This is a genomic window from Actinoplanes sp. M2I2, assembly GCF_023544445.1.
In the GTDB taxonomy this organism is placed as follows: Bacteria; Actinomycetota; Actinomycetes; order Mycobacteriales; family Micromonosporaceae; genus Actinoplanes.
In genome coordinates this window covers 70,664-95,893 of sequence record NZ_JALPVJ010000030.1, presented here as the reverse complement: position 1 = coordinate 95,893, position 25,230 = coordinate 70,664, and the positions used below count along the sequence as shown (strand labels likewise).

27 protein-coding genes are annotated in these 25,230 nt (G+C 72.8%); 13 read left to right on the top strand and 14 right to left on the bottom strand.

Annotation, left to right across the window (positions count from 1 at the left end):
• Positions 1 to 374: 374 nt before the first annotated feature.
• From HJC40_RS40275 to HJC40_RS40265, 3 genes are all read right to left on the bottom strand, one after another.
• Positions 375 to 1,235 carry a P1 family peptidase gene (locus HJC40_RS40275; RefSeq protein ID WP_250008904.1) on the bottom strand — a complete coding sequence of 287 codons (861 nt, stop codon included), beginning with the start codon at positions 1,233 to 1,235 and terminating at the stop codon, positions 375 to 377.
• 323 nt (positions 1,236 to 1,558) lie between these two features.
• Positions 1,559 to 2,194 carry an SRPBCC family protein gene (locus HJC40_RS40270; protein WP_250008903.1) on the bottom strand — a complete coding sequence of 212 codons (636 nt, stop codon included), beginning with the start codon at positions 2,192 to 2,194 and terminating at the stop codon, positions 1,559 to 1,561.
• Positions 2,187 to 2,561: a metalloregulator ArsR/SmtB family transcription factor gene (locus HJC40_RS40265; protein ID WP_250008902.1), complete on the bottom strand. Its 375-nt coding sequence runs from the start codon at positions 2,559 to 2,561 to the stop codon at positions 2,187 to 2,189. The genes HJC40_RS40270 and HJC40_RS40265 overlap by 8 nt, the downstream gene beginning before the upstream one ends.
• 119 nt (positions 2,562 to 2,680) lie before the next feature.
• Between HJC40_RS40265 and HJC40_RS40260 the strand changes: the two genes are divergently transcribed.
• From HJC40_RS40260 to HJC40_RS40250, 3 genes are all read left to right on the top strand, one after another.
• Positions 2,681 to 3,547 carry an alpha/beta fold hydrolase gene (locus HJC40_RS40260; RefSeq protein ID WP_250008901.1) on the top strand — a complete coding sequence of 289 codons (867 nt, stop codon included), beginning with the start codon at positions 2,681 to 2,683 and terminating at the stop codon, positions 3,545 to 3,547.
• Between the two features lie 78 nt (positions 3,548 to 3,625).
• The gene (locus HJC40_RS40255; protein WP_250008900.1) at positions 3,626 to 5,020 is read left to right on the top strand and encodes an OFA family MFS transporter; all 1,395 of its coding nucleotides are present in this window, start codon (positions 3,626 to 3,628) and stop codon (positions 5,018 to 5,020) included.
• Between the two features lie 182 nt (positions 5,021 to 5,202).
• Positions 5,203 to 5,625, top strand: coding sequence for a hypothetical protein (locus HJC40_RS40250; RefSeq protein ID WP_250008898.1), 423 nt, complete (start codon positions 5,203 to 5,205; stop codon positions 5,623 to 5,625).
• A 3-nt stretch (positions 5,626 to 5,628) separates the two neighbouring features.
• On the opposite strand, the gene HJC40_RS40245 is transcribed toward HJC40_RS40250, so the two are convergent.
• The 5 genes from HJC40_RS40245 to HJC40_RS40225 all read right to left on the bottom strand — a co-directional run bounded on the left by HJC40_RS40245 (position 5,629) and on the right by HJC40_RS40225 (position 10,394).
• The gene (locus HJC40_RS40245; protein WP_250008897.1) at positions 5,629 to 6,042 is read right to left on the bottom strand and encodes a dCMP deaminase; all 414 of its coding nucleotides are present in this window, start codon (positions 6,040 to 6,042) and stop codon (positions 5,629 to 5,631) included.
• An 88-nt stretch (positions 6,043 to 6,130) separates the two neighbouring features.
• Entirely contained in the window at positions 6,131 to 6,886 is a 756-nt protein-coding gene (locus HJC40_RS40240; RefSeq protein WP_250008896.1) for a sulfite exporter TauE/SafE family protein, read from the bottom strand.
• The gene (locus HJC40_RS40235; protein WP_250008895.1) at positions 6,883 to 7,377 is read right to left on the bottom strand and encodes an LURP-one-related/scramblase family protein; all 495 of its coding nucleotides are present in this window, start codon (positions 7,375 to 7,377) and stop codon (positions 6,883 to 6,885) included. The genes HJC40_RS40240 and HJC40_RS40235 overlap by 4 nt, the downstream gene beginning before the upstream one ends.
• 60 nt (positions 7,378 to 7,437) lie before the next feature.
• Entirely contained in the window at positions 7,438 to 8,031 is a 594-nt protein-coding gene (locus tag HJC40_RS40230) for a hypothetical protein (protein WP_250008894.1), read from the bottom strand.
• Complete coding sequence (locus HJC40_RS40225) at positions 8,028 to 10,394, bottom strand: hypothetical protein (protein ID WP_250008893.1); 2,367 nt, start codon at positions 10,392 to 10,394, stop codon at positions 8,028 to 8,030. Before HJC40_RS40225 ends, HJC40_RS40230 begins: the two co-directional genes overlap by 4 nt.
• A gap of 212 nt (positions 10,395 to 10,606) precedes the next feature.
• Between HJC40_RS40225 and HJC40_RS40220 the strand changes: the two genes are divergently transcribed.
• The gene (locus tag HJC40_RS40220) at positions 10,607 to 11,179 is read left to right on the top strand and encodes an NAD(P)H-dependent oxidoreductase (RefSeq protein ID WP_250008892.1); all 573 of its coding nucleotides are present in this window, start codon (positions 10,607 to 10,609) and stop codon (positions 11,177 to 11,179) included.
• Here HJC40_RS40220 and HJC40_RS40215 read toward each other — a convergent pair.
• The gene (locus tag HJC40_RS40215; protein WP_250008891.1) at positions 11,154 to 12,989 is read right to left on the bottom strand and encodes a BTAD domain-containing putative transcriptional regulator; all 1,836 of its coding nucleotides are present in this window, start codon (positions 12,987 to 12,989) and stop codon (positions 11,154 to 11,156) included. The two genes, HJC40_RS40220 and HJC40_RS40215, sit on opposite strands and share 26 nt — an antisense overlap.
• Before the next feature lie 85 nt (positions 12,990 to 13,074).
• Here HJC40_RS40215 and HJC40_RS40210 point away from each other — a divergent pair, with 85 nt between their 5' ends.
• The 3 genes from HJC40_RS40210 (at position 13,075) to HJC40_RS40200 (ending at position 15,918) form a co-directional block, all read left to right on the top strand.
• Positions 13,075 to 13,572, top strand: coding sequence for an RICIN domain-containing protein (locus HJC40_RS40210; RefSeq protein ID WP_250008890.1), 498 nt, complete (start codon positions 13,075 to 13,077; stop codon positions 13,570 to 13,572).
• Positions 13,573 to 13,664: 92 nt separating this feature from the next.
• Positions 13,665 to 14,924 (top strand): hypothetical protein, encoded by a 1,260-nt coding sequence (locus HJC40_RS40205; RefSeq protein ID WP_250008889.1) that lies wholly within the window; start codon positions 13,665 to 13,667, stop codon positions 14,922 to 14,924.
• Positions 14,925 to 14,931: 7 nt separating this feature from the next.
• Positions 14,932 to 15,918, top strand: coding sequence for a TIGR03617 family F420-dependent LLM class oxidoreductase (locus HJC40_RS40200; protein ID WP_250008888.1), 987 nt, complete (start codon positions 14,932 to 14,934; stop codon positions 15,916 to 15,918).
• Between the two features lie 150 nt (positions 15,919 to 16,068).
• Here HJC40_RS40200 and HJC40_RS40195 read toward each other — a convergent pair whose 3' ends face one another.
• Positions 16,069 to 16,449: a DUF427 domain-containing protein gene (locus HJC40_RS40195; RefSeq protein WP_250008887.1), complete on the bottom strand. Its 381-nt coding sequence runs from the start codon at positions 16,447 to 16,449 to the stop codon at positions 16,069 to 16,071.
• 280 nt (positions 16,450 to 16,729) lie between these two features.
• On the opposite strand from HJC40_RS40195, the gene HJC40_RS40190 reads away from it, so the two are divergent.
• The 4 genes from HJC40_RS40190 to HJC40_RS40175 all read left to right on the top strand — a co-directional run bounded on the left by HJC40_RS40190 (position 16,730) and on the right by HJC40_RS40175 (position 18,935).
• Entirely contained in the window at positions 16,730 to 17,125 is a 396-nt protein-coding gene (locus tag HJC40_RS40190) for a hypothetical protein (RefSeq protein WP_250008886.1), read from the top strand.
• Between the two features lie 105 nt (positions 17,126 to 17,230).
• Complete coding sequence (locus tag HJC40_RS40185) at positions 17,231 to 17,698, top strand: aminoacyl-tRNA deacylase (protein WP_250008885.1); 468 nt, start codon at positions 17,231 to 17,233, stop codon at positions 17,696 to 17,698.
• Positions 17,699 to 17,728: 30 nt separating this feature from the next.
• Complete coding sequence (locus tag HJC40_RS46470; protein ID WP_250008884.1) at positions 17,729 to 18,079, top strand: UBP-type zinc finger domain-containing protein; 351 nt, start codon at positions 17,729 to 17,731, stop codon at positions 18,077 to 18,079.
• Between the two features lie 31 nt (positions 18,080 to 18,110).
• On the top strand, positions 18,111 to 18,935 hold the full coding sequence (locus HJC40_RS40175) for a metallophosphoesterase (protein ID WP_250008881.1): 825 nt from the start codon (positions 18,111 to 18,113) through the stop codon (positions 18,933 to 18,935).
• Here HJC40_RS40175 and HJC40_RS40170 read toward each other — a convergent pair.
• Positions 18,917 to 19,450: a GNAT family N-acetyltransferase gene (locus HJC40_RS40170; RefSeq protein ID WP_250008880.1), complete on the bottom strand. Its 534-nt coding sequence runs from the start codon at positions 19,448 to 19,450 to the stop codon at positions 18,917 to 18,919. The two genes, HJC40_RS40175 and HJC40_RS40170, sit on opposite strands and share 19 nt — an antisense overlap.
• A gap of 152 nt (positions 19,451 to 19,602) precedes the next feature.
• Between HJC40_RS40170 and HJC40_RS40165 the strand changes: the two genes are divergently transcribed.
• Positions 19,603 to 20,787, top strand: coding sequence for a glycosyltransferase (locus HJC40_RS40165; RefSeq protein ID WP_250008879.1), 1,185 nt, complete (start codon positions 19,603 to 19,605; stop codon positions 20,785 to 20,787).
• A gap of 209 nt (positions 20,788 to 20,996) precedes the next feature.
• On the opposite strand, the gene HJC40_RS40160 is transcribed toward HJC40_RS40165, so the two are convergent.
• Positions 20,997 to 21,965: a DMT family transporter gene (locus tag HJC40_RS40160; RefSeq protein ID WP_250008878.1), complete on the bottom strand. Its 969-nt coding sequence runs from the start codon at positions 21,963 to 21,965 to the stop codon at positions 20,997 to 20,999.
• On the opposite strand from HJC40_RS40160, the gene HJC40_RS40155 reads away from it, so the two are divergent.
• Positions 21,964 to 23,364, top strand: a complete 1,401-nt coding sequence (locus tag HJC40_RS40155; protein ID WP_250008877.1) for a PLP-dependent aminotransferase family protein — start codon at positions 21,964 to 21,966, stop codon at positions 23,362 to 23,364. The two genes, HJC40_RS40160 and HJC40_RS40155, sit on opposite strands and share 2 nt — an antisense overlap.
• A 13-nt stretch (positions 23,365 to 23,377) precedes the next feature.
• Here HJC40_RS40155 and HJC40_RS46465 read toward each other — a convergent pair whose 3' ends face one another.
• Both HJC40_RS46465 and HJC40_RS40145 read right to left on the bottom strand, forming a co-directional pair.
• Positions 23,378 to 24,502 (bottom strand): glycosyltransferase, encoded by a 1,125-nt coding sequence (locus HJC40_RS46465; RefSeq protein WP_250008875.1) that lies wholly within the window; start codon positions 24,500 to 24,502, stop codon positions 23,378 to 23,380.
• Positions 24,499 to 25,221, bottom strand: a complete 723-nt coding sequence (locus HJC40_RS40145) for a lysophospholipid acyltransferase family protein (protein WP_250008873.1) — start codon at positions 25,219 to 25,221, stop codon at positions 24,499 to 24,501. The genes HJC40_RS46465 and HJC40_RS40145 overlap by 4 nt, the downstream gene beginning before the upstream one ends.
• Positions 25,222 to 25,230: the final 9 nt, after the last annotated feature.

The window sequence follows — 25,230 nt, the reverse complement described above, 5'->3', positions numbered from 1 at the left end:
CAGACCTGTTTCCTTCGCAAGAACTGGTCTATCGATGGCTCCACGCCTATATCCAGCACCGTCCGGTACTCATACTTTTGCCCGTGTCGTACCGAATCAGACACCTCTCCTTGCTGAGATCACGTCATTGAGCCTGTCGGCCCGCTGCTGCGTGTCTCAGCGGATTAGAGCCTCAGGACGCGGGGCCTCAGGCCAGGGGCCTCAGGCCAGGGGCCTCAGGGCGCGGGGCCTCAGGGCGCGGGGCCTCAGGGCGCGGGGCCTCAGGGCGCGGGGCCTCAGGGCGCGGGGCCTCAGGACGCGGGCCTCAGGGCGCGGGGCTCCAGGACTGGGGCCTTAGGGCAAGCGCCTCAGAACGGGGACTCAGGACGGGGAACTCAGGACGCGGACGTGGCAGAGCGGATCGCGGCGGCCATCACGTCGGAGGTCACGGCTCTCAGGTGTTCCAGGTCTACCGGGGTGTCCAGTTCGCCGGTGGCCAAGGCGACCACGGCGTCGCCGTCGTAGCGGGTGTGGGCTGGGTGCAGGGAGCGGGCGAAGCCGGTGTGGGCGCTTTGGGCCAGCCAGTGGCAGGCGACCTTGTCCAGCTTGGCGTTGGTCAGGACCACGGCGATCGTGGTGTTGGCGGTGGGGAAAGGGGAGGGTGCGGGGGCCGTTCTGGTCTCGTCCGGGGCTGTTTGCGGGCGGCCGTCGGGGCCGATGATGTCGCCCCAGGCGTTGACCGCGGCCAGTGCCACCACGGTGGCCTCGCCGGCTCGGCCCTCGGCCAGGCCCAGGCCTGCGGGGTCCAGGCGTTCGCGCCACTTGCCGGTGGCCGCGCCGGTGCCCGCGCCGACCCGGCCCGTGGCGAAGGGGACGCCGTCTAGGGCGGCCTGGGCGGCCAGGCGGCCGCCCTCGGCGAAATCGGGGCGGTTCAGGGTGGCGACGGACGCGTCGAAGAGAGACAGGCCGACGACGATCGGGACCGGGCCGGCGGGGGTGGGGAAGCCCATCCCTTTGGAGCGCAGCAGTCGCATCACGCCGTCACCGGCGGCCAGGCCGAACGCGGAACCGCCCGAGAGCACCACCGCGTCCACCCGGTCGACCAGGCGGGTGGGCTTCAGGAGCGCGAACTCCCGGGTCGCGGGCGCGCCGCCGCGTATCTCCCCGGAGGCCACAGTTCCGGGCGGCGGAAGGATGACGGTGACGCCGGTGCCGTCGGACGTCCAGTGGCCGGCCTGAGCGGAGAGCAAGGTCATGTAACCAGTATCAGGACGTGGACGCCGGCCGTCCCCATCTCCGCGCGTCCGTGGTGCCCATACCCCGCACGCCGGGGCGCCTGGCGAGATGCCGCCATTCCGTTTGGCGCGCTGGGAAACCATCACGGCTGAGGGTTCCGCGGCTGGGCGCACCCGCATCCGTGGTGATACCGCGTGGTCGGGTCGAGGCGGCCGTCCCGTTTGGCGCGCCGGGGAACCATCAGTGCTGAGGGTTCCCCGGCTGGGCGCAACCGCCTCCGTGGTGGGTCCCGCGCGGTGCCTCGGGTGAGGGCGGAGCCCAGGGCCCGTACGGAACCGGGTGCTCAGGCCTCCTGGCCGGTGTAGAAGGCGAACGTCCTCTCGCCCGCCGCCTTGGCGGCCGCCGGGTCGGTGCCGTCCGCGATGGACGCCTCGACCCAGGCGTCGCTGGCCTGGCGGTAGAAGGACTTGCCCTCGGGGGTCTCGTGCCAGGTCTGCATCGCGGCCGGGTCGGGGGCCTTCGACGGGTCGGCGAGGTGGTTGGCCAGGCCGTAGAGGCCGCCGTCCCAGCCGACGCCGGTCGCGCCGGGGCCGAACTGGTCCCACCACTCGTCGGCCACGTGGGCGACGTGTTCCAGTTCGAAGCGGGTGCCGTCGCCCTCGGGGGTCAGGCGCACCTCGATCCAGCTCACCTGGTCGGCGAACTCCCACGTGGCGGCGTACCGATGAGGCTTCTCGCAGCTGGTGACCGTGCCGCCGGCGTTGCCGGTGAGCTGGTAGTGGCCGCCCTCCTTGAGCTCGCCCTCGATCGGCATGAACCAGCGGGCGATGCGGTCGGGGTTGGTCACCACGTCCCACAGGTCGTCGATGTCGGTGTCGTAGACCTGGCTGATCGTCTGGACGCGCGCCTCGCCCGCCTCGAGCGTGCGGCGTCCCTGCTGCCGGCGCACCTGGCTGATCTGGGTGTCGACGTCAATCATGGTTTCCCTCTCCGGCGGAGTTGTGTCCTTCTGGTGGGCCGAGTCGCCGCTGCCGTTTGCCCCGGGCCACCTCGGTCTCCATGGCGGCCAGGCGCGGAGCCCAGAACCGGCGAAATCTCGCCAGCCAGGCGTCGGCCTCGCGCAGGGCGGTGTCGTCGACCGCGTAGAGACGGCGGGCGCCTTGCGGGCGCACGGTGGCGAAGCCGTTGTCCCGCAGCACCCGTAGGTGCTGCGACACCGCCGGCTGTGAGATCCCGAACTCGGCCCGGATCACGTCGGTGACGGCCCCGGAGGTCTGCTCGCCCTCGGCGAGCAGTTCCAGGATGCGCCTCCGTACGGGATCCCCGAGCACATCGAACGCGTGCACAGCCGTACGTTATCAGCTGTGCCTTATATAAGCCAGGCCTGAAACCGGTGGTTCCGCCGATTGCCGATGCGGCCCGATGCGGCATGCTGATCGTCGATGTGCCGAGAAAGGGGAGCCACGTGCCGGACGTGCGGGCCAACGGGATCGATCTGAGCTACGAGACGACGGGGGACCCGGACGACCCGGCCCTGCTGCTCGTCATGGGACTGGGCGCGCAGCTCATCGACTGGCCGGCCGGGTTCGTCGACGGGCTGTCCGCGCGCGGCTTCCACGTCATCCGGTTCGACAACCGCGACGCCGGTCTGTCGACGTGGTTCGACGAGCTGGGGGCGCCCGACATCCAGGCGATCCTCGGCGGTGACCCGTCGACGGTGCCCTATCTGCTCAGCGACCTGGCCGCCGACACCGCGGGTCTGATCAAGGAGCTCGGCCTGGAGCGGGCCCACGTGGTCGGCGCCTCGATGGGCGGCATGATCGCCCAGCAGCTGACCATCGACCACCCCGACCTGGTCGCCAGCCTGTGCTCGATCATGTCGACCACCGGCGAGCGCAAGGTCGGCCGGGCCACGCCGGCGGCGATGGCCGCGCTCTCCCGGCCGCCGGCCGCCACCCGGGACGAGATCATCGCCGGCGCGATGATCACCTCGCGGGTCCTCGGCTCGCCCGCCTACCCCGCGGACGAGGAGGAGACGCGGCGACGCGCCACCGCGAAGTTCGACCGCGGCTTCCACCCGGCCGGCACCCAGCGTCAGTACGCGGCGATCCTGGCCTCGCCCGACCGTACGCCCGGGCTGGCCGCGGTGACCGTCCCGACGCTGGTCGTCCATGGCGAGGCCGACCCGCTGATCGACGTCAGCGGCGGCCGGGCCACGGCCGCCGCCGTCCCGGGGGCGGAGCTGCTGGTCATTCCCGGAATGGGCCACGATCTGCCGCAGGCGCTGTGGCCCCGGATCACCGACGCCATCGTCGCCAACGCGACGCGATGATCTCCTCCGGTTGCCGACCTGGCCGGATGGGTCGACGATGATACTCGATCTTTCCCGTACGGGTCAGGAGGCGCCCCGTTGTCACTCCTCAGCAGGCTCGACCGCGCTCGATCGGTGGCGCCGCCCGGCTTCAGTCGCTGGCTGATCCCGCCCGCCGCTCTGTCGGTGCACCTGTGCATCGGCCAGGTCTACGCGACCAGCGTCTACAAGAACTCCTTCGTCTCCCACTTCGACGCCAGCCAGACCTCCATCGGCATCATCTTCAGCATCGCGATCGTGATGCTGGGTCTGTCGGCGGCGGTCGGCGGCACCTGGGTCGAGCGCAACGGCCCGCGTAAGGCGATGTTCGTGTCGGCCTGCTTCTGGGCGGCCGGCTTCCTCATCAGCGCGCTGGGCATCAGCACCAAGCAGCTGTGGCTGGTCTATCTGGGCTACGGCGTGGTCGGCGGCATCGGTCTCGGCATCGGCTACATCTCGCCGGTGTCGACGCTGATCAAGTGGTTCCCGGACAGGCCCGGCCTGGCCACCGGGCTGGCCATCATGGGCTTCGGCGGCGGCGCGCTGATCGCCAGCCCGGCCTCGCGTCAGCTGCTGTCGTTCTTCGACGACGGCTACGACCCGAGCGTGGCCACCTCGGTCGCCTCGGGCAGCTCGCTGGTCGCGCTGTTCCTGACGCTGGGCATCGCGTACTTCGTCATCATGATGTTCGGTGTCGCCAACATGCGGGTGCCGGCCGACGACTGGAAGCCCGACGGCTGGGACCCGGCCTCGGTCAAGGCGAAGCCGCTGGTCACCACGGCCAGCGTCTCGGCCGCCAACGCCATCCGGACCCGGGCGTTCTGGCTGCTCTGGATCGTGCTGTTCTGCAACGTCACCGCCGGCATCGGCATCCTCGAGCAGGCCAGCCCGATGATCCAGGACTTCTTCCGCACCGACGGCGTCTCCAGCGTGAGCGTCGCCGCGGCGGGCGGTTTCGTCGGCGTGCTGTCGCTGTTCAACATGGCCGGCCGGTTCGCCTGGTCGACGACCTCGGACCTGATCGGCCGCAAGCCCATCTACATGGTCTACCTGGGCGTCGGCGTCATCCTCTACCTGCTGCTGGCCACGGTCGGCGACGCCGCGACGGCGCTGTTCGTCATCCTGGCCGGCGTCATCCTCAGCTTCTACGGCGGCGGCTTCGCGACCGTCCCGGCGTACCTGAGGGATCTTTTCGGCACCTTCCAGGTGGGGGCCATCCACGGTCGCCTGCTGACCGCCTGGTCGGCGGCCGGCGTGGCCGGTCCGCTGATCATCAACGGCTTCCTCGACGCCGAGGGCAAACCGGGCACGCTGACCAGCTCCGCGTACCAGCCCGCCCTGTTCACCATGGTCGGTGTCCTGGTGCTCGGCTTCATCGCGAACCTGTTGATCCGGCCGGTGCCGGAGCGTTACCACGAGCCGGCCCGGCCGCTCGAGAAGGAGGCCGCGGCATGACCGCTCGTCTTGTCCTGTCCTGGTTGCTGGTGGCTGTCCTGCTCGGGTACGGCATCATCCAGACGGTGATCACCGCGGCCAAGCTGTTCCAGTAGGTTCCGCCGGATCGGACTGCCCGGGCCTCGCGTCAGCGACCCGGGCAGTCCGCCGTCAAGCTTGCCGGTCGATGACACCCTCGGGTCATGGCGATCCTCGGCCCCTATCCGCTGTGTGCGGAGTGCCGCAAGACCAATGGCGGCCTCGTGGCCGTCGGTCATCGGCAGGTGCACCTCCGGGCCCACGGCAAGCAGGCCTGCGTCGACCAAGGACTCAAGGGACTGTTCGCCGTCGTGTGGGCTGTCTGTGACACCCGGGGCTCCTGCGAGGACGCGGAAGGCGAGGCCTACCTGGTGCCGACGGCGGAGACCTTCGACGCCGCGGAGGATCTGCTGTGGCGCCTCGGGCTCGGCCCCACCGCCCGGGAAGGCGCTCTGTGGTTCCGGACGCCGACCCGGTTTCGGCTGGACGATGCCGGTCACGTACGACACGCGCTCGCGGCGGCCGATGACGGTCCGTCACGATGGCTCGTCGTCAACGACCGCTTCGAGCGCCTCCGGCCCGGCTGAGGATCACAGCAGGTGGGCGTTGGCGGCCCGCGCCCGTTCGGCGAAGGCCGGCAGCTCGACCACCTCGACGCCGGCCGCGGTCAGCAGGGCGACGCCCTCGCAGGTCACGAACAGATCCGGTTCCCGCCAGGCGATCACCACCCGGGGGATGCCGGCCGCGATGATCAGCCTGGTGCAGGTGGCGTCGGGGCGGCTGGAGCGTTTCGAGCACGGCTCCAGGCTGCTGAAGAGCGTCGCCCGCCGCAGGTCATCGCCCGCCCGCAGCAGCGCCGACTCCTCGGCGTGGACCAGCGGGTCGACATCGCGCGACCAGCCGCACGCCAGCTCCGCGCCCGCCGCGTCCACGATCACGGCTCCCACCGCGAACGCGGTCGACGACCGCGGCGACCGATGAGCCAGCTCCACCGCTCGGCTCATCCACCGATCGTCATCCATTCCGCCCCCGTCGGCCCCGTTCCGGACGAGCCAAACCCTGACGAAACCCACGGTAGCCTGCGGCCATCGGTCAGGTGAGGAAGAGCGCGACGGCGACGGCCACGGCGAACACCACGATCGTCCAGCGCAGCACCTCGGACGGCAGGTGGCGCGCCACCTTGGCGCCGGCGAAGCCGCCCACGACGGTGGCCGGGGCCAGCACCGCGACGACGGCCCAGTTGACCGGGCCGAAGAGGCTGTAGGTCAGCACCGTGGTCACGCCGACCACGGCGGAGAAGACGTTCTTCAGGGCGCCGATGCGGCGCAGCGGCTCGTCGAGCACCAGGGCCAGCGCCGCGATCAGCAGCAGGCCCATCGCGGCGTTGAAGTAGCCGCCGTAGAGGCCGCACAGGAACACCGCCACCTGGACCAGAACGGTCACCTTGCGGGGTGAGCTGTCGCGCGGGTGGCCGGCCAGCGCCCGCAGACGGGTCTGGAACGCCATCATCGCGGCCGCGAGCAGCAGCAGGAACGGCACGACGATGTCGAACACCGCGCGCGGCGTGAAGAGCAGCAGCGCGCTGCCGCCCAGCGCGCCGGCGACGATCGTCGGGATGATCGTGAGGATCCGGCGGCCCTGGCCGGTCAGGTCGGGGCGGCTGCCGACGGCGCTCGCCGCGTAGCCGGGAGCGACCGAGAGCGCGTTGCTGACGTTCGCGGCCACCCCCGGCAGCCCGAGCGCGACGAGAAGCGGGAAGGTGATGAGAGACCCGCCGCCGGCGATCGCGTTGACGACGCCGGCGGTCAGCCCGCCGCCCAGCAGGACGGCGATCTCCCCGGCGGTCACTTGCCGTCGTCGCTCTTATCGCGGTCGAGGGCCAGATCGAGGGCGAGCGCGCTGCCGATGACGAGCAGCGGCTCGATGCCGGCTGCGATCTGGACGGCGTAGGTGTCGCGGATGGTCAGCCAGCGCTTCGAGACCGCGGCCACCTCCTCGCCGCCGCGCTCGATCACGTACTCGTGGTCCAGCAGGTTGCCCTTCATCTCCAGGTCGTCCGGCCCGGGCACGTCGATGGTGAACTTCTCACGGAACGGCGTGAACAGCTTCTTGCGGACCTCGGCCGCCTTCTCCCCGCCGATCCGGATCTCGTACGTCGGTCGCAGCGCCACCAGATGCCGGTGCAGCGACGCGACCTCCTGCCCGGACGGGTCCTCGATCACCACCTTGTTGCGCACGCTGAACACCTTGCCGTCGACGTGCAGGAGCTTGGCCCCGTGCTCGTCCAGCACGTCGAAGTCGTCGCCGATGGAGAAGAACCGTTCCCGGATGACATACATGGGACCGATTGTCCCCGATGATCAGCGCGTCCGCCGGGGCGTGGCGATCGGGCCGCGGCCTCACCGGGCCAGCCGGAGGCCACCGCCGAATCGCAGAGCTTGGCTGAGCTCCACCGACTTCTGCCGCTCGATCACCGGCCGGCCGGCGACCTCGAGCGCCCCGGTGACGTCGGCCGAGCCCACCCGGATCCCCGTCAGCCGGCCCGCCTGGACGACGGCGAGCAGCCCGCGGACGTCGATGTCGAGCCGGACGTGCAGGACGACGGTGGCGACCGGCAGGTCGGCCAGGTGGATCTCGACGCCCGGCTGCTGCTCGAAGGTGACGCTGTGCGCGGCCAGGGCGACGACCCGTTCCGTGCCGGCCGGATCGCGCAGGCTGGCGATCGCCTCCTCGCACAGCTTCGCGTGTTTCTCCCAGGCCGACCGGAAGATGTCGGTGACGTCCAGCTCGAGAACGCCGGCAGCGACCTTGCCGACCTCGCCGAGCACGGCGTCCCTGGTCGCGCCGGGCATCCGGCCCAGGGCGCCGCGCACCTCGCCGGCGGCGTCGCCCGAGCGGACGGCCTCGTCGAGGGCGGTCACCGCGTCGGCCGGGCTGTCGAAGAAGACGCTCCGCACGGTGGTGGTCGTCCCGGTGGTGGTCTCGTCGGTCATGGTGGCTCCTCGCGGAGAGTGATGCGCCGGGGGCCGGGCGCCGGCACCAGCCGGATCGCCGGCCGGGACTCGCGGGCCGGGGCGGTGAGTTCGGTGTGGAACACGCCGGCGTCGGTGGTCGCGACGACGCGAACGCCCTCGGGCAGCTCGGCCGGCCCCGTCCGGGCCCGGCCCTGCTTGAACCGTTCCCGGAGGCGGCCGGCGAGGCCGCGGTACGCCACGAAGCCGGCCAGGGCGGCGAACCCGAGAGCGATCCGGCCACCGAAGCCGGCCGCTCTGCTCCAGAAACCGGGATCGGCCACCGGCAGCACCTCGAGGCGGGTGAAGCCGTCGGCGGTGGCCGGACCGGCCCGGTCGTAGGCGACGTCCCACAGCACCGCACCGGTGCCGCCGGGCGCGTTCTCGGGCACCGTCACGTCGGCCGTCCAGCCTTGCGGCGTGTTTCGGCAGTCGGCCGGAGCGCCGCCGCCCGCGCCGAACTCGGCGTGGCACCCGGTGATGGTCACGCCGTCGTCGAGCGCGCTGTGCAGGACAGTGACGCGGTCGCCGGGTTTCGCTTTCGGTGGCGTCACCTGGACGCGGAAGGCGGGTGTGGCCGGCCTGTCCGGGTCGGACACCCGGTAGGCGATGGTCCCGCCCTCCTCGCCGGTCCGGCCGGTCGTGTCCCGCCAGGTCACCTTCCAGTCGAGCGGACGGTCACCGGGTTCGGCCGAGGCCGGGACGAGCAGGCGGGCCGACCGCGTGGCAGCGCCCGTGGCCCGGCACGCGGAGACCTTGGCGTCGCGGAACCCGGCGGTACATCCGGTGATCGTCGTGCCGTCGGTGAGCGCGGCGAGCGACACTGTCACCGCCTGGCCCGGCGCCGAGGACTCCGGGTCCGAACCGGCCGCGAAGGTTGGTTGCCGCCGGTCCGGAGTCGGCGCCGGTGGGACGGTGGGGGGTATGACCGTGGGTTCCGGCCGGTCTCGCGAGGGATGGACCGGGTCCGGAACGACCGTCGGCGAAGGTTCCGGAGTCGGGCCTCCGGAAGTCGGCTCCGGCGGGTGAGCCCGGACCGTGAACGCGAACGTTCCCTTGTCCACGACGACCTGTCCGTCCACCGAGATCGACTCGACGCCCCACCGCAACAGGCTCGCGCCGGGGACGGCGTCGGCGGGCACGCGGGTGCGCGCGAACCAGCGTTTCGACGACTGCCGGCAGAACGCGCCGGCATCGCGCGGGAAGAACACGAGGCATCCGCTGATGGCCACCCGGGGCCGCAGTGACACGAAGGTCAGCATGACCTCCTGCCCCGGGTGGGCCGAGGCGGGCTGGACGCTGACCTCCATCTCGGAGGGTTCCGCCAGGACCCGCAGGGTCAGTTCGCCTTTGGCGGTGCCGGGTTCCTCGCCCGGCCGTTTGCTCGTGTAGGTCAGATCCCACGGGATGACGAGCGTCCGACCCGACGGCGTGCCCGGCGGTACCCGGACGACGGCGACGTCGGAGGCGCCGCACCCGGCGCGATCGCCCAGCGTGAGTCCGCATCCGGTGACGGTGACTCCGGGCGTCAGGCTCACGAAGGTGGCGACGAACGGCTGCCCCGGACCCAGGACGTCCGCCTGCCCGCGCACGTCGAACTCGATCGGTGGGAGCGCCACGATCCGCACGGTGATCGACCCGCCGCTGGGATGCGTCTCGCCGTCCAGCACCGATCGGGCCTGCCACCGCACCGTCAGATCACCACCGGGTGTGGCGTCGGACGGCACGGCGATCCGGACCGATCGGGATCGGCTCTTCGGCGGGCAGCGCATCGGGGAAGGCTCGCTCACGCCACAGTCGGTGATGCGGACGCCGCCGACCGGCCGGAAGGTGACGTCGACCGATGCGCCGGGTGTGGCCTCGTCCCGGTCGGCGGTCGCGTCGACCCCGCGGACCGTGTAGTCGAGCTTGCCGCTCGTCCGCACGACGTCCGGGTCCTGACCGGCGTCCGGCTGCGGCTCCGGAGTTTCCAGGTTCAGGATGACGCCGGGGCGATGCTCCACCTGCCAGCTCAGCGTGGCCGGTCCGGGTGGCGCGTCGTCCGGGACGGCGATGGTCGCCGTTCGGCCCTCGCAGGAGGTCGCCTCATCCTCTTTTCCCTCCCAATGGACGCGGCACAGGGTCATCGGCTGGGGAAGACCTTCGAGGTTCACGACCACCGGATCGCCGGGCCATCCTTCGGTCTCGGTGAGGTAGGGCTCGAAGGCCGGTGCCCGGTCGGGCGGCATCGCGGTCGCCGGGCCGGGCAGCGCGGCGGAGGCGAGACCGGGCAGAACGGCGACCGTCAGCACCAGGGCACGGCACACGCGCCGGGCGAGCGGGGGACGAGCGGCCGGACCGGGCACGAGAGCCTCCGAACCGAGAAAGGATGACGTCGTCGACGTTGCGCCTTCGCTCTCGGACGGTCAGTCAGATCAAGCGTCCTGTCCCAGATTCGACAGCCCCGATCGGGGGATACATAGCGCTGTGATGTATCCGACTCGCCGGGGCCGGAAGAACGGCGCGCCGATATTGTTGCGGACGCAAGTAAATACCTGATCGGGAAGAGGAACGCCTCGTGAGTGAGCTCAATCTGCTGGTGGTCGTCGGCAGCACCCGGCCCGGGCGCATCGGTCCGAAGGTGGCCGAGTGGTTCGTCGACGCGGCCAAGGCGCACGGCGGGTTCCAGGTGACCGTGGCCGACCTGGCGGACGAGGACCTGCCGCTGCTCGACGAGCCGCACCACCCGCGGCTGCGGAACTACCAGAACGACCACACCAAGCGCTGGAGCGAGAAGGTCGCCGCGGCCGACGCGATCGTGTTCGTGATCCCCGAGTACAACTACGGCCTCGGCGCGGCCTTCAAGAACGCCCTCGACTATCTGCACGCCGAGTGGAACTACAAGCCGGCCAGCGTGGTCAGCTACGGCGGGGTCTCGGCCGGGACGCGTTCCGCCCTGGCGCTGCAGGGAGCCGCGTACGCCCTGAAGATCTTCATGATTCCCGAGTCGGTGAACATCCCGTTCGTGCACAGCCTCGTGCAGGACGGCGAGCTCCAGCCGACCGCGATCATGGACACTGCCGCCACCGCCGTGCTCAACGAGCTGGCCAAGGTGGCGCCGGTCCTCAAGCCCCTGCGGGCAGCGAACTAGCCAGCACGTCGTCGACCGGGCCGGCGGCCAGCACCCCGCTGCCCGCGCCGGCGATCTGGCCCGCGGCCGGCGTCAGGGCCAGCTGGGCCCGGGTCAGCGCGCCACGGTCGCCGACCGCCAGGGCGGCTCGGCCGACGAGGCACCACAGCGCCTCGGAGAGCAGATCCGCGGGTGGGTCCGGGACCTCGCGCAGCGCGTCCCGGGCCTGCTCGGTGCGGCCGTCGGCCAGCAGCGCGTGCGGGCGCGCCCAGGGCTCGTACGGGCCGTAGTCGAGAGTGTGGTCCGGCCGGTCCAGGCAGAGCAGCGCCAGCGCCAGCAGGCCGTTCTCCAGGCCGGGCATGCCGGCGCCGGTCAGGCTGCGCGCGGCCGAACGGTAGGCCTCCGGGGTGGCCTGGCGCATCGCGCGGTACCAGTCGGTGAAGACGGCCACCAGCGGCCGCTCGTGCTCGGCGGCGAGGCGGTCGGCCGCCGCGGCGTGGGTGTCGGCGGCGGCGTCGTCGGCCAGCGCCGAGCGGGCCTGCACGCGGATCAGGTGGCCGAGCACCTCGTACGTCACCAGGCCGTGCTCGCCCGACACGGTGATCAGCTCGGCGCCGATCTCGTCGCGTTCCGGGGCCAGCCCGCAGCGGTGGCAGCTCTGCATGAACAGCCCGTTCAGCGCGAAGGCCAGCAGCGCGGGATCGCCCAGCTCGCGGGCGAGCGCGACAGCCTCCCGCGCGGCGGCGACGGCGTCGGCATCCCGGGTGCCGCGCGACTCCACGGCGATCGTGGCCAGCAGCCGCGCCCGCGCCGCGCCCCGGGCCGGGGGAAGCGCGCGCCGGGCCGCGGCCACGATGTCGGCGGCCCGCGCCGGATCGTCGGAGCGGGTCCAGATGGCCGGCACGTCGTACGCGCCGATCACCCGCGCGATCAGGCCGGGGTCGCCCAGCTCCTCGGCGGCGGCGATCGTCGCCATCCGGTGCCGCCCGGCCGCCGCCAGCCCGCCGCCGCCCCCGGTGACGGCCAGGTCGCGCAGCAGCCCGACGGTCGAGTCCAGCCGGGCCCGGGCGCCGACCGTACGCTCGTAGTCGGCCGCCGCCTCGGCGAAGACCGACCGGGCCGGGACCTCCTGCCGCAGGATGCCGGCCTCCAGCTCGCGCAGGGCGGGGCCAGGGTCGAGGCCCAGCCGGGACACGAGCTGCTCGCGGGCGCGGCGCAGCACGGCCAGCGCGTCGCCCTGCCGTCCGGTGCGATAGAGGGCCAGCGCCAGCAGCCGCCACCCCTCCTCCCGCCACGGGTGCTCGGTGACGTGGGCGTCCAGGTCGGCGATGGCTTCGGCCGGCGGGCGCGACCCGGCCAGCAGTTCGACCGCCCGCAGGCGCAACTCGGCCAGACGGGCACGCTCGGCGAGCGCCCACGGGGCCTCGGGGAAGTCGGCGTAGGCGGGCCCGCGCCACCAGCCCAGCGCCTCCTCGAGGGCCGCGGGGGTGGCGAGCGCCTGCTCGAAGCGCCAGGCGTCGACGGTCTCCGGGGCGGTGCGCAACGCATAACCCGGACCCTCGGTGACCAGCAGCGCCGGGGGAGTGCGGGGCGGGCGGCCGGGCTCGAGCGCGCGGCGCAGCGCGGCGACGAACGTGCGGACGGCCGGGACGGCGCCCTCGGGCGGAGCCGTCCAGAGGTCGTCGACGAGGTGACCGACGGGGACGACCCGGCCGCGGGCCACGATCAGCCGGGCCAGCACGGCCCGGTGCATCGGGCCTTTCAGGGCGATCGGGTCGCCGGCGCCGTCCCAGGCCGTCACCGGTCCCAGCACCCCGAATCCGACCGTCACGGGGCCACCGTACAACCTGTTCCGCCGTCGCTCCGGCGGGAGCAGCCGCGACGATCGAAGCGGACAAATCGGCTAAAGTCCCCGCATGCTTCGTCGTGCTCTCGCCCTCCTGCCCGCTCTGGCGCTGCTGCCGGCGGCCCCGGCCCAGGCCGTCCCCGCGCCGATCGACCTCGTCGGCCTCGACTTCCAGGTGGTCAGCGCGGGCAGCGGGCGGTGCCTCACGTCCGGGCTGACCGAGCTGCCGTGCGCGCGGACCGACCCGTACCGGTGGCGGTTCCGGCCGGTCGACGCCACCGGCCGGCTCGAGATCCTCAGCGTGGCGACCGGGCGCTGCCTGAGCGTGCCCGGCGCGACGGCAGCCGACGGCGCCCGTGCGGGGCTCGAGCCGTGCGCGGCGGTGCCGTCGCGGCGCTGGACGCTGCAGGACTCACTGGGGGAGACGGCCAAGATCTCCAACACGGGCACCGGCAAGTGCCTGCAGATGGGGAAAGGCGTGGCGGTGCAGGGGTCGTGCGCCGGCACGGCCGGGTCGCGGCGGTGGACCGTACGGGTGCTCAGCATGCCGATCCCCGGGCTGATGTGACGCATTTGCCGTGAGGGGATGGATGTCCTGGGGGTGGATCTGCTTGGATGCGATCCCGGCCTCCCTGCGCCATCCCTGCCGATCGGAGCGCGATGCGCCGAGCCACGAGCCTGTACCTCGCCCTCCTCGCGGTGGGCGTGCTCGCCGTCGTCGTCGCTGTCGTCGTGCCCCGGCCCGCGGCGCCCTCGGCCATCGCCGCCCGCGGCCGGCCCGCGCCGGCCACCCCGTACGACCAGGCCGTGGCCGCCCTGAAGGCGCAGTCCGCGGCCCTGCTGGACGGTGACGAGAAGGCCTGGCTGGCCGCGGTCGAGGCGCCCCTGCGCAAGCGGTACCGGGCGATGTTCCGCTCGCTGCGGGCCCTCGAGGTGACCCGGTTCGACTACCGGCCCGGGGTCGGCCGGCCGGTCAAGGGCCCCGGCGCGCTCGCGATGCGTACCGAGATCTCGTACTGCCTCGGCACCGACATGTGCCCCGGTCGCAGCGGCACCAAGTGGCAGCAGCCGCCCCGCATCGAGCAGGCGCTCACGATGCGGCCGGTCGCCGGCCGGTACGTGATCAGCGCGGTCGCGCCGGGGCCGGGCGACGACCCGCGCCGGCCCGCGCCCTGGGAGAACGGCGAGCTGGTGGTGCTGCGCGGCACCCGCGTCACCCTCGTCGCCGCGCCGGCCCAGCGCCACCACCTGGCCCGGGTGCTGCCGGTCGCCGAGGCCGCGGCGAAGGTCGACGACCGGTTCGCGGCGCTGATCGGCACGTCGCAGTCGCGCTACCGGATCTACCTGGCCGGTGAGGCGCAATGGCGCAGCTGGTACGGCGGCCGGGAGGACAACTGGGCGATCGGTCTGGCCGTCCCGCTCAACATGCACGGCATCGACGTCATGCTGCGGATGAAGGAGCTGGCCGGCAACCCGGTCCTGCTGCGCGTGGCCCTGCAGCACGAGCTCGGCCACGTCGTCACGCTGTCCGGCGCCTACCGGGCCGACGCCGCCGAGGACACCTGGCTCAGCGAGGGCATCGCCGAATACATCGGCTGGTCACCCCGCCGAGCCGCCCGGACCCTGCGGCGGGGCAGCGTGCGGTGGGCGCTGACCGGCGGGGCCCGGCCGACGTCGATGATCCCGGCCCGGCCCGGCCCGGACGCTCCGGCCCGGGCCGGTGACGCCTTCTACGGGCTGAGCCACCTCGCGGCCGACTGCATGGCCGTCCGATACGGCGATGCCAAGCTGTTCGCCTTCGTGCGTCTGGTGCTCACCCAGGACAACGACTACGACCAGGCCGCTCGGGAGGCGTACGGCGTGCCGTTCCGGACGGTCGACCGGGCGTGCGTGACGTGGATCCGCCGGCAGGTGCTATAGCTGTCCCATGCTGGTTGACTTCGCCGCCGACGTCGCGGCCACGCCGATCTCCGTCGAGGCGGCCGCCGTGGCCGCGGAGAAGGACGGGTACGACGGGTTCGGCGCGGCCGAGACCAAGCACGACGTCTTCCCGTCCCTCGCGCTGGCCGCCCGCGCGACCTCACGCATCACGCTGCAGTCGGCGATCGCGGTGGCCTTCGCCCGCAACCCGATGAGCGTGGCCGTGCTGGCCAACGACCTCCAGCTGATCAGCGAGGGCCGTTTCCAGCTGGGCCTCGGCTCCCAGGTGCAGCCGCACATCGAGCGCCGCTTCGCGATGCCGTGGAGCCGGCCGGCCGCGCGCATGGAGGAGTTCATCCGGGCGATCCGGGCCATCGAGAAGGCGTGGGGCGGGGAGCGGCTGGCGTTCCGCGGCGAGTTCTACCGGCACACGCTGATGACCGACTTCTTCAACCCCGGCCCCAACCCGTACGGCAATCCGCCGATCCTGCTGGCCGCGGTGGGCGAGCACATGACGCGGACGGCCGGGCGGGTCGCCGACGGGCTGCTCGTCCACCCGCTGACCAGCGCCGCCTATCTGAGCGAGCGCACCCGGCCGGTGCTGCGCGAGGCCCGCGGCGGAAACCTCGACGACTTCACGGTGTGCCTGTCGGCGATGGTGGTGCTGGGCGCCGACGAGGCCGCGCGCTCCCGGGCCGAGCAGGCGGTGAAGGGGCAGATCGCGTTCTACGCCTCGACGCCGTCGTACCGGGCGGTGCTCGAGATGCACGGCTGGGGCTCGCTGGCCGACGAACTCAACGCGCTGTCGCGGCGGCAGGCCTGGACCGAGATGACCGCGCTGATCAGCGACGAGGTGCTCGACACGTTCGCCGTGACGGGCGACGTCGCGGCCGGGTTGCGCTCCCGCTTCGGCGGGCTCGTCGACCGGATCTCGCTCTACACCCCGTACGAGATCGACCCGGCCCTCATCGCCCAGGTGCGGCAGCGCCTATGAAAGCTCTGTGCGGCAGCGCCTATGAAGGCTCTGTGCGGCAGCGGCTTTGAAGGCTGTGCGGCTGCGCCTTTGAAGGCTGTGCGGCAGCGGCTTTGACGTTGTCGGCGGCGGCCCCCGGCCCGCCGGGGCGCGGCCGGGGGTGGCCGTCCGTCAGGCCGTGATCTCGATCGAGTCCACGCGGTCGGGGTAGAACGCGACGTGGTCCTTGATCTGGGCCACGGCGTCGCTCGGGTTCTCGTAGACCCACAGGGCGTCGACGGCCTTGTCGCCGCCGGCCGGGATCGAGTAGTAGCTGGCGTCGCCCTTGTACGGGCAGTACGTCGAGGTCGGCGTGCGCTCGAGCAGCGCCTGGTCGACGTCGGCCATCGGGATGTAGGGCACGGCCGGGTAGGTCGACTCCTGCAGCGTCAGCGCGTTGCGGGTGTCGGCGACCACCCTGCCGCCGACCTTGACCACGATGTGGCCGGCGTTCGGCGTGATCGTGATGGGGTGGTCGGGGCCGGGCACGAGCTTGGGCCGGTTGTTCGTCATGGCGCCTCCATCTTCGGTTCCGCGTCTTTCGTCGCGGCCTGCGTCTTTCGTCGCGTCCTGCTCAGAGTTGTGCTCCGACAGGAACAATTCGCTCTCCGGCATCACCATTCCCGGTGCGCTCGACGCATATCGCTTCTGCGGCGTCAGCCGTGCCCGGGTATTCGAGACGGAGATACCCCCCTCCCTCCACCGAAAGGACTAAAGGCCGCCAATGCCGCATGTCGGGCGTCCTCGCGTGATGATCTGACAGGGCACTAATCGGCTCGAGGAAGGGTGAAACATGAAAGCCGCAACGCGGATTCTGACACTCGTGGGACTGAGCCTGATGACGGGCGCGACGCTCGGGGCCGGTCCGGCCATGGCGTCGACATCCGCACCAGACACTGCGGTCCGGGCGGCCACGACGACGGCTGATCAGCCTCGCCGCGACCGTGACTGGGTGGAGGGTTACTACGACTCGCGGCGCGACTGCGAGCGGGTCGGTCGCTTCGGCGAGTTCCGGGACCGGTGGGACGACTACGACTGCGAGCGGGTCCGCTTCGGCCCCTACCGCGGCGAATGGCGCCTGACGGTCGAGAAGGAATGGGACTGGCGCGATCGCGACCGCGACCGTGGCCGTGACCACGACGACGACCACCACCGCGGCGACCGCGACGACGACAACCGTCGTAACTGAGCCCACTGAATGCCAGGCCACACCCACCCGGGTGTGGCCTGACTGCTTTCCGGATCACACGCGGCCGCGGCCCGGCGCGCCCCCGGCGGGCGCTACCGTGATCACATGTCGACGAATCCGGCCGCGGCCGCGGCCACGTCCCTGGGCCTGGCCTACAAGCTGCTGAGCCATGGACCGGTCAGCAGCGTGGCCGAGGCGGCCGAGGCGCAGGGCGTCGAGGTCCGCGACCTGGTCAAGACGCTGGTGGTGCGGCGGGCCGACGACGACTACGTCTTCGTGCTGGTGCCCGGTGACCGCTCGATCTCGTGGCCCAAGCTCCGCGCGCTGCTCGGCGTCAACCGGCTGTCGATGCCCGACGCGGCCACCGCCAAGGCGGCCACCGGCTACGAGCGCGGCACCATCACCCCGTTCGGCTCGGCCCGGCCCTGGCCGGTCGTCGCCGACTCCCGTACGGAAGGCCGCACGATCAACCTCGGCGCGGGTGAGCGCGGCGTCGGCCTCCAGGTGCCGGCCGACGAGGCGGTCGCGGCGCTCGGCGGCCGGTTCGCCGATGTGACGGAGGATGCGGCCTGAACCGCGCGTGGCTGGGGTAGGTTCTTCGGCGTGACGAGCGAAAACCCGATCCAGGCCGACGTACCCCCCTCAGGCACCGGCTGCGTCGAGTGCCTCGAAGGCAACGGTTGGTGGTTCCACCTGCGGCGCTGCGCCCAGTGCGGCCACATCGGCTGCTGTGACACCTCACCCGCGCAGCACGCCACCGCGCACTTCCGCTCGACCGGTCACCCGATCATCCAGTCGTTCGAGCCCGGCGAGGACTGGTACTGGGACTTCACCACCGAGGAAGCCGGCTCCGGCCCCGAGCTGGCCCCCGCCACGAGCCGCCCGGCCGACCAGCCGGTGCCCGGCCCGGCCGGCGCGGTGCCGCCGGACTGGCGCACCAAGATCAACCGATAGCGGCTTGGCAGGATCCTCTAGCGTCCGTCGCATGAGGATTCTGCACCTGTCGGACACCCACCTCACCCGCGCGCCCGGGCCCAACGCCGACGGCATCGACCCGAGCGACTCGCTCCGGCACATGCTGCGCGGCTGCGCCGGCCTCGAAGGCCTCGACGCCGTGCTCGTGACCGGCGACATCGCCGATGACGGCTCTCCCGAGGCGTACGCGTCGGCGCGCTCGCTGGTCGGCTCGTTCGCCGCCGGACGGGGCATCCCGGCGCTCTGGACGACCGGCAACCACGACGAGCGTGAGGCGTTCACGGCCGGGCTCGGGGTGTCGCCGATCGGTGTCACCGTCGTCCGGGGGCACCGCATCGTGACGCTCGACTCCCTCGTACCCGGCAAGGTCTGGGGCCGGCTCGGCGAGGACCAGCTCTCCTGGCTGCGCGCGGAACTGGCCACGCCGACCGAACACGGCACGGTGCTGGCGTTCCACCACCCGCCGATCGGTCTCGACAACGAGATCCAGCAGAATCTCGGCCTGCACGATCCCGCCGACCTGGCCGCGGCGATCAGCGGCAGCGACGTGCGGCTCATCCTCACCGGGCACTTCCACCTGCAGTTGTTCGGCATGCTGGCCGGCGTCCCGGTGTGGGTGACCCCCGGCGTCGTCAACCGGATCGACCTGACCGCCCCGCCCGGAGGGGAACGCGCGGTCCGCGGCGCCTCCGCCACCCTGGTCGACCTGGCCGGCCCCCAGTCGCCGCGCCTGCACGTGCTGCACGCCCGCGACCCGCACGCCGGCGATACCGCTCACGAGATCGACCCGGCGACGATGTCCCGGCTGGTCGCCGGCTACATCGCCAAGTCGTAGATGATCTCGAGCCCGTCCTCCTCGTCCTCCTGCTCGCCCACCTCGACGAAGCCGTAGGGCAGAGCCAGGCCGATCGAGGCGACGTTGTCCGGGCTGATCGTCACCCGCACCCGGCGCACGTCCGGCTCGGCGGCGGCGCGGGTCAGGAGGGCCTCGAGCGCGGCCCGCGCGTAACCCTGCCGGCGGTGCAGCGGATCGATCGCGTAGCCGATCTCGACCATGCCCGAAGCGTCCGGCGGCCCGTGGAAGCCGGCCCGGCCGACGGCGGCGCCGGTGACCTCGTCCCGGACGATGCCGGTGGTCCAGGCCGCGGTCGACGGATCCTCGAGAGCCTGAGCGAGGCGGCGCTGCCAGGTGCCGCGCGGTTCCGGGCCGACGAGGTAGTCGGAGACGGGGACGGGGCAGGCGCGGTTGGCCGCTTCCAGGTCGCCGGAGATGAGGGCGGTGAAGGCTGCGGCGTTCAGATGGACGATGCGTACGGAGGGGCGGGGTTTGCCGGTGTCCTGGGGGATCAATCGTTCGCCTTCCGGGGTCGGTGAGATGGCGCCGTGACGGTACTCCGTTGTGGCTCGGGGCCGAGGGTGTTCCGGCGGCGGCTGTGAACGAGTCTTTGTGGGTCGGTTGTGGACGGGGCGGTGAGCGAGGGGCGGCGTGATAGAACGCGGCTATGCGCATCCTCTTCGTGGCGGCACCGTTGCAAGGGCACCTGCTGCCGTTGGTTCCTCTCGCGGCCGCCTGCCGTGATGCCGGGCATGAGGTGATCCTGGCCAGCGGGGGCTTTCCGCCGGATGTGCTCGGGCTGCGCACGGTCGACATCGGTGGCCGGTTCAGTCTCCCGCGCAGTGCGATTCGCGCGGCTCTGCGGCATCCGCTGATCGCCCGCGCCGAGATGAATGGCGTCGCGGGGCACGGCTTCGTGGGTGAGCTCTTCGGGCGGGCCAACCTGTCGCTGGTCGAGCCGTTGCAGGAGCTGGCCGAGCGGGAACGGCCTGATCTCATCGTTTTCGAGTCGCTGAGCGAGGCGGGGGCGATCGTGGCGGGGCGGCTTTCTGTTCCGTCGGTCCTGCAGGAGAACACGCTGTGGCCGGCGACCGACCTGTACCGGGCGGTGGTCGGCAGTTCCTCGCTGTCCGGGCGGGTGATCCCTTCCCCGGCCTTGACCATCACGGTCGCGCCGCCCAGCCTTCGAAGCGCGCAGACGAACGGCGAGCAGGCGGGCGGCGTGCGGGCGGATGGCGCGGGATCCGCTGGGACGGCCGCCGATGCCGGGATTGCTGACGGGGCGGTGGGGGAGCGCCTGGTGCCGATGCGGCCGGTTCCGTTCTCGGGTGGCGGCGGCATCCCGGACTGGCTGCGGGCCCGCGGCGAACGGCCTCGCGTGCTCGTCAGCCGCAGCACCCTGGAAGGACCGAACGACGGCGATCCTGGCCCGGCCGTCGTCGCCGCCGCGCGTCAGGTGGATGCCGAGTTCGTGCTCGTGCGGCCGAAATCCGACGGCGACCTGCCGCCGAACGTGCGCGCGGCCGGCCGGGTGCCGCTGAACGAGTTGCTGCCGCACGCCGCGGCCTTCATCCACCACGCCGGCGCGGGCAGCGTGCTGGGTGGTCTGGCCGCCGGGGTGCCGCAGCTCGCCACGCCGGGTGCGGGCGACCGCCGCCACAACGCCGAAATGCTCGCCCGCAGCGGCGCGGGGATCGCCGTCGAGGCCAAGGCCATCACGGCGGCCGACCTGGTGCGGCTGCTCACCGACGAGGCCCTGCTGGCGGCGGCCCGGCAGGTCGCGGCCGAGATGGCCGCCATGCCCGCGCCCGCCGAGGTGGTGCCGGAGCTGGAACGACTCGCCGACGCCTGACCGACGCGCCCGGGCGATGCGTCCAGTGGCGTGGTGCCCGGCGACTGTCGGAAGAAGGCGTCGTGGCCGGCGGCAACGTCGTTCAGCGCTTGGGGCCCGGCGACGATGAAGTGGCGGTGTGGTGTCCACCGACGATGAAACCGGCGTCGTGCCGGCGGAGTGCGGTCGTCGGCGTGGTTGGCCGGTATCAGTAGGAACGGCGTGGTCCGTCAACGCCCGATGGGCGTCGGGCGAGAGGCTTGACCACTCTCGGCGACCTCGTTGACAGCGGAAGCGTCGGCGGCCGCTCGGGTGCGTTGGGTCAGGACGACGCACGCCAGGACCACCAGGGCAACGGCCAGCGCGGCCGGCGTCACGGTCTCGCCGAGGAGCAGCGCCGACCACAGCAGGGTCAGGACCGGCTGGGCCAGCTGGATCTGCCCCACTTGGGCCACACCGCCGCGGGCCAGTCCGGCGTACCAGGCGAAGAAGCCCAGGAACATGGAGACCGCGGTCAGATAGCCGAAAGCCGCCCACGACCCGGCGCCGGCGTGCGGGGGTTGAGCGACCGCCGCGGCCACCGTGATCGGCAGGGTGGCGGGCAGGGAGAGCACCAGCGCCCAGCAGATGGTGCGGGCGCCGCCGAGCTCGCGGGAGAGTGCGCCACCCTCGGCGTACCCGAGGCCGCAGAGCACCACGGCGGCCAGCAGGAAGAGGTCGGCCAGGGTGAGGTCCCCGCGCGCCGCGCCGCTGACCACCACGAACGCCAGCACGGCCAGCAGGCCGGCCCCTCCGGCGAGCCAGAAGGCGGCCGGTGGTCGTTCGCCGGCGCGCAGGACGGCGAAGACGGCGGTCATCGCGGGCAGGACCGTGATCACGACGGCGCCGTGGGCCGAGGTCTGCGTGGTCAGGGCCAGCGACGTGAACAGCGGGAAGCCGACGACCACGCCGATCGCGACGATCGTCAACCGGCGGACCTGGGCCGCGGTGGGCCGGGGGGCTCGGGTGAACCGCAGGTAGGCCAGCGCCAGCGCGGCGGCGCCGACGGCCCGGCCGAACGCCACGAACCAGGGATCCAGATCGTGGACGGCCACCCGGGTCGCCGGCAGCGACATGCTGAACGCCAGCACCCCGATCGCCCCCAGCGCCAAGCCGCCCGTTATCGCCGACGGCACAATAGCGCTACTCTTGCTTCTCATGAATGACGGTAACGCAGGCGATCGCGTTATCCAAGATCTGCGAGCTGCGGCGAGCACCGCGACGCCGGGGTCGCGGCTTCCTTCCGTACGGGAACTGACCGCGCGCCACCGCGCCTCGCCGGTCACCGTGGCCGCCGCCATCCGGGTCCTGGTCGAGCAGGGCGTGGTCGAGACCCGGCCGGGGCAGGGCACGTTCGTGGCGAGCCGGGTCACGACCGTTCCGGCCCCGGCCGACCTCGCGTGGCAGACCGTGGCGCTGGGCGCCCGCCGTCCGGGTGAGGAGGAGCTGCAGGCCCTCCTGGCCGAGCCGCCCCCCGGCGCCATCCCGCTCACCGGCGGCTACCTCGACCCGGGCCTGCAGCCCACCGCCGCGCTCGGCGCCGCCCTGGCCCGCGCGGCCCGTCAGCCCGCCGCCTGGCAGCGCGGCCCGGCCGAGGGGCGGGCCGACCTGCGCGCGTGGTTCGCCCGCGAGGTCGGCCTGCGCGCCGACGACATGGTGATCTGCCCGGGCGGGCAGGCCGCGCTGTCGTCCGCCCTGCGGGCGCTGGCCGCGCCCGGTGACACTGTGCTGGTCGAGTCGCCGACCTATCTCGGGGCGCTGGCCGCGGCGCACGCGGCCGGACTGCACGTCGTGCCTGTCCCGGCCGATCGCGACGGGGTGCGGCCCGACCAGTTGGCCGCCGCGTTCAGGCGCACCGGGGCGCGCCTGTTCTATTGCCAGCCGCTGTACGCCAACCCGACCGGCGCGACGCTGAGCGCCGGGCGACGGGCGGGCGTGCTGACCGCCGTACGGGAAGCCGGGGCCTTCGTCATCGAGGACGACTATGCGCGGGACCTGACCATCGACGGGGACCCGCCGGCGCCGCTCGCGACCGAGGACCCCGACGGGCACGTGATCTATCTGCGGTCGCTGACCAAACCGGCCGCGCCGGGGCTGCGGATCGCGGCCGTCGGCGCTCGCGGTCCGGCCGGGGCGCGACTGCGGGCGGTACGGCTGGTCGACGAGCTGTTCGTGGCCGGCCCCTTGCAGCAGGCCGCGCTCGAGTTCGTCACCTCGCCCGGGTGGGACAGGCACCGCCGCACCCTGCGGACGGCGCTGCGGGCCCGGCGCGAGGCCCTGCTCACCGCCCTGCGGCGGCACCTGAACCTGGACATCGGACCGGTCCCGCGAGGCGGGCTGCACCTGTGGATGCGCCTCGACGACGGCGTCGACGACGTCGCCGTGGCTGCCGCGGCCGCCGCCGAAGGCGTGGTCGTCTTTCCCGGACGGCCCTGGTTCGCGGCCGAGGCGCCGGCGCCCTATCTGCGGCTGACCTACGCGGCGGCTCCGCCCGAGCTGATGGACGAGGCCGTCCGCCGGCTCACCGCAGCGATCGCAGGGTCGCGTCGAGCGTCGTGAAGATCGTGTCAGATCATGACCGCTGAAGGCGTCGGTACAGCTCTTCCAGCCGGGTCAGATAGACGCCCGACGGGTACGCCGCGGTGGCCGCCCGCCCGTCGCGGACCACCGCCGTTCGCAAGGTCTCGTCGCCGAGCATCCGGCTCAGGGCCGCGGCGAACTCGTCCGGGTCGGGCGCGCACGTGAAACGGGGCGGCCCGGCCGATCCGGGGCGCGCCGCCAGCGCCGGGTCGGCCACCACGGCGGGCAGGCCCATCGCCTCGGCCTCGGCGAGCACCAGACTCTGGGTGTCGGTTGTGGACGCGAAGGCGAGAACATCGGCCGTACGGTAGAACGCGTCCACCTCGTGACGGGGAACCGGTGGCAGCACCTCGACGTGCCCCTCCAGGCCCAGCGCGCGCAGGCGGCGGCTCAGGGCGGCCCGGCCCTGGCGGACGCCGAGCAGGATCAGCCTCGCGTCCGGCCTCTTCTCCCGCAGCAGCGCGAAGGCGTTCAGGAGCAGGCCGGGATTCTTCTCCGCGGTGACCCGCCCGACCGACAGCACCACGGCGCCGCCGCGGCCGGGCGGCCGTGGCTCGACCGTCGCAACCGGGGTGGGCAGCACACAGACCTCCGGCCCGGGCCCGAAGACGGCGAACCCGTCGGCGGTCTTGGCCGACGGGGCGATCGCGGCGGCCATCCGCGCGGCCAGGCCCCGGCCGAGCACGACCAGCCGCCCGCGCCGGACCGCGCCCGGCCGGGCCAGCTCGAGGAACTCGCGGACGGACCAGCCCAGCCGCAACTGGAGCGCGCACCACGCGGCACCCACCGGGATCTCGGGGAACGTGTCCGCGTAGGCCAGCAGATCGGTGTGCCAGGTGACCACGAGCGGCACGCCGCAACGGGCGGCGTGGCGGAACCCGGCCATGCCGATCGGGCCGGTCGTGTGCGCGTGGACGACGTCGGCCGGCGCGCACCGGAACCACGGCGAGCCGACCCGCACCTGCCGGCCGGGCACGGGCAGCGACGGCACCCGGCCGGGCCGGTAGAAGGGCACCTCATGACCGGCCTCGCGCAGCAGGGCGACGGTCAGCGCGGCCGAGCGGGACACACCGTCCGGGCGGCCCGGGTGGCTGTCGCAGAAGTGCGCGATCCTCACGGGCCGGCCAGCGCCTCCGCGATCGAGGTGCGGGCGGCGTCGCGCAGGGCGGCCACGTCGGCGAACCCGGCCGGGTCGAGAGCCGGCAACACCCGTACGCGGACGTCGACGTGGTCGCGCAGGATGAAACCGTCGCGGGGGAGGGCGGCCCGGGTGCCGTGCACCACGATCGGGATCACCGGCACGTTGTGGCGTACGGCGAGCTCGAAGGCGCCGTCCTTGAACGACTGCAACGAGCCGTCCGGGGTGCGCCGCCCCTCCGGGAACATCAGGACGGGGGAGCCGGCGTTCAGCAGCCGGTCGCAGTGCTCCATCATGCGGCGTACCGACGCGCCGCTGCCGCGCACCAGCGGGACGTAGTCGTTGAGCCGCATGTTCCAGCCGATCAGCGGGACCCGAAAGATCTCCTGTTTGGACACCCACTTGAACGGCCGGAACAGGGCGAACAGCACCAGGATGTCGATCAGCGACGCGTGGTTGGCCACCAGCACCGCCGGCCCGCGCCAGGGCAGCCCGCCGCGCCCGGCGACCCGCAGCCGCCAGAGCGGATTGACGTAGACGTAGAACGACGCCCACGCCGACGAATAGAGGTGCAGCACCACCCGTCGCCGGTCGAACGGCACCGTCAGCAGCCACACCACGACGGCCCCGGCGAAGAAGACCACGCAGGTGATCCCGATGAACGCCCAGTACGCTACCGAGAACACCCGCAGCAGCATGGCCGCCAT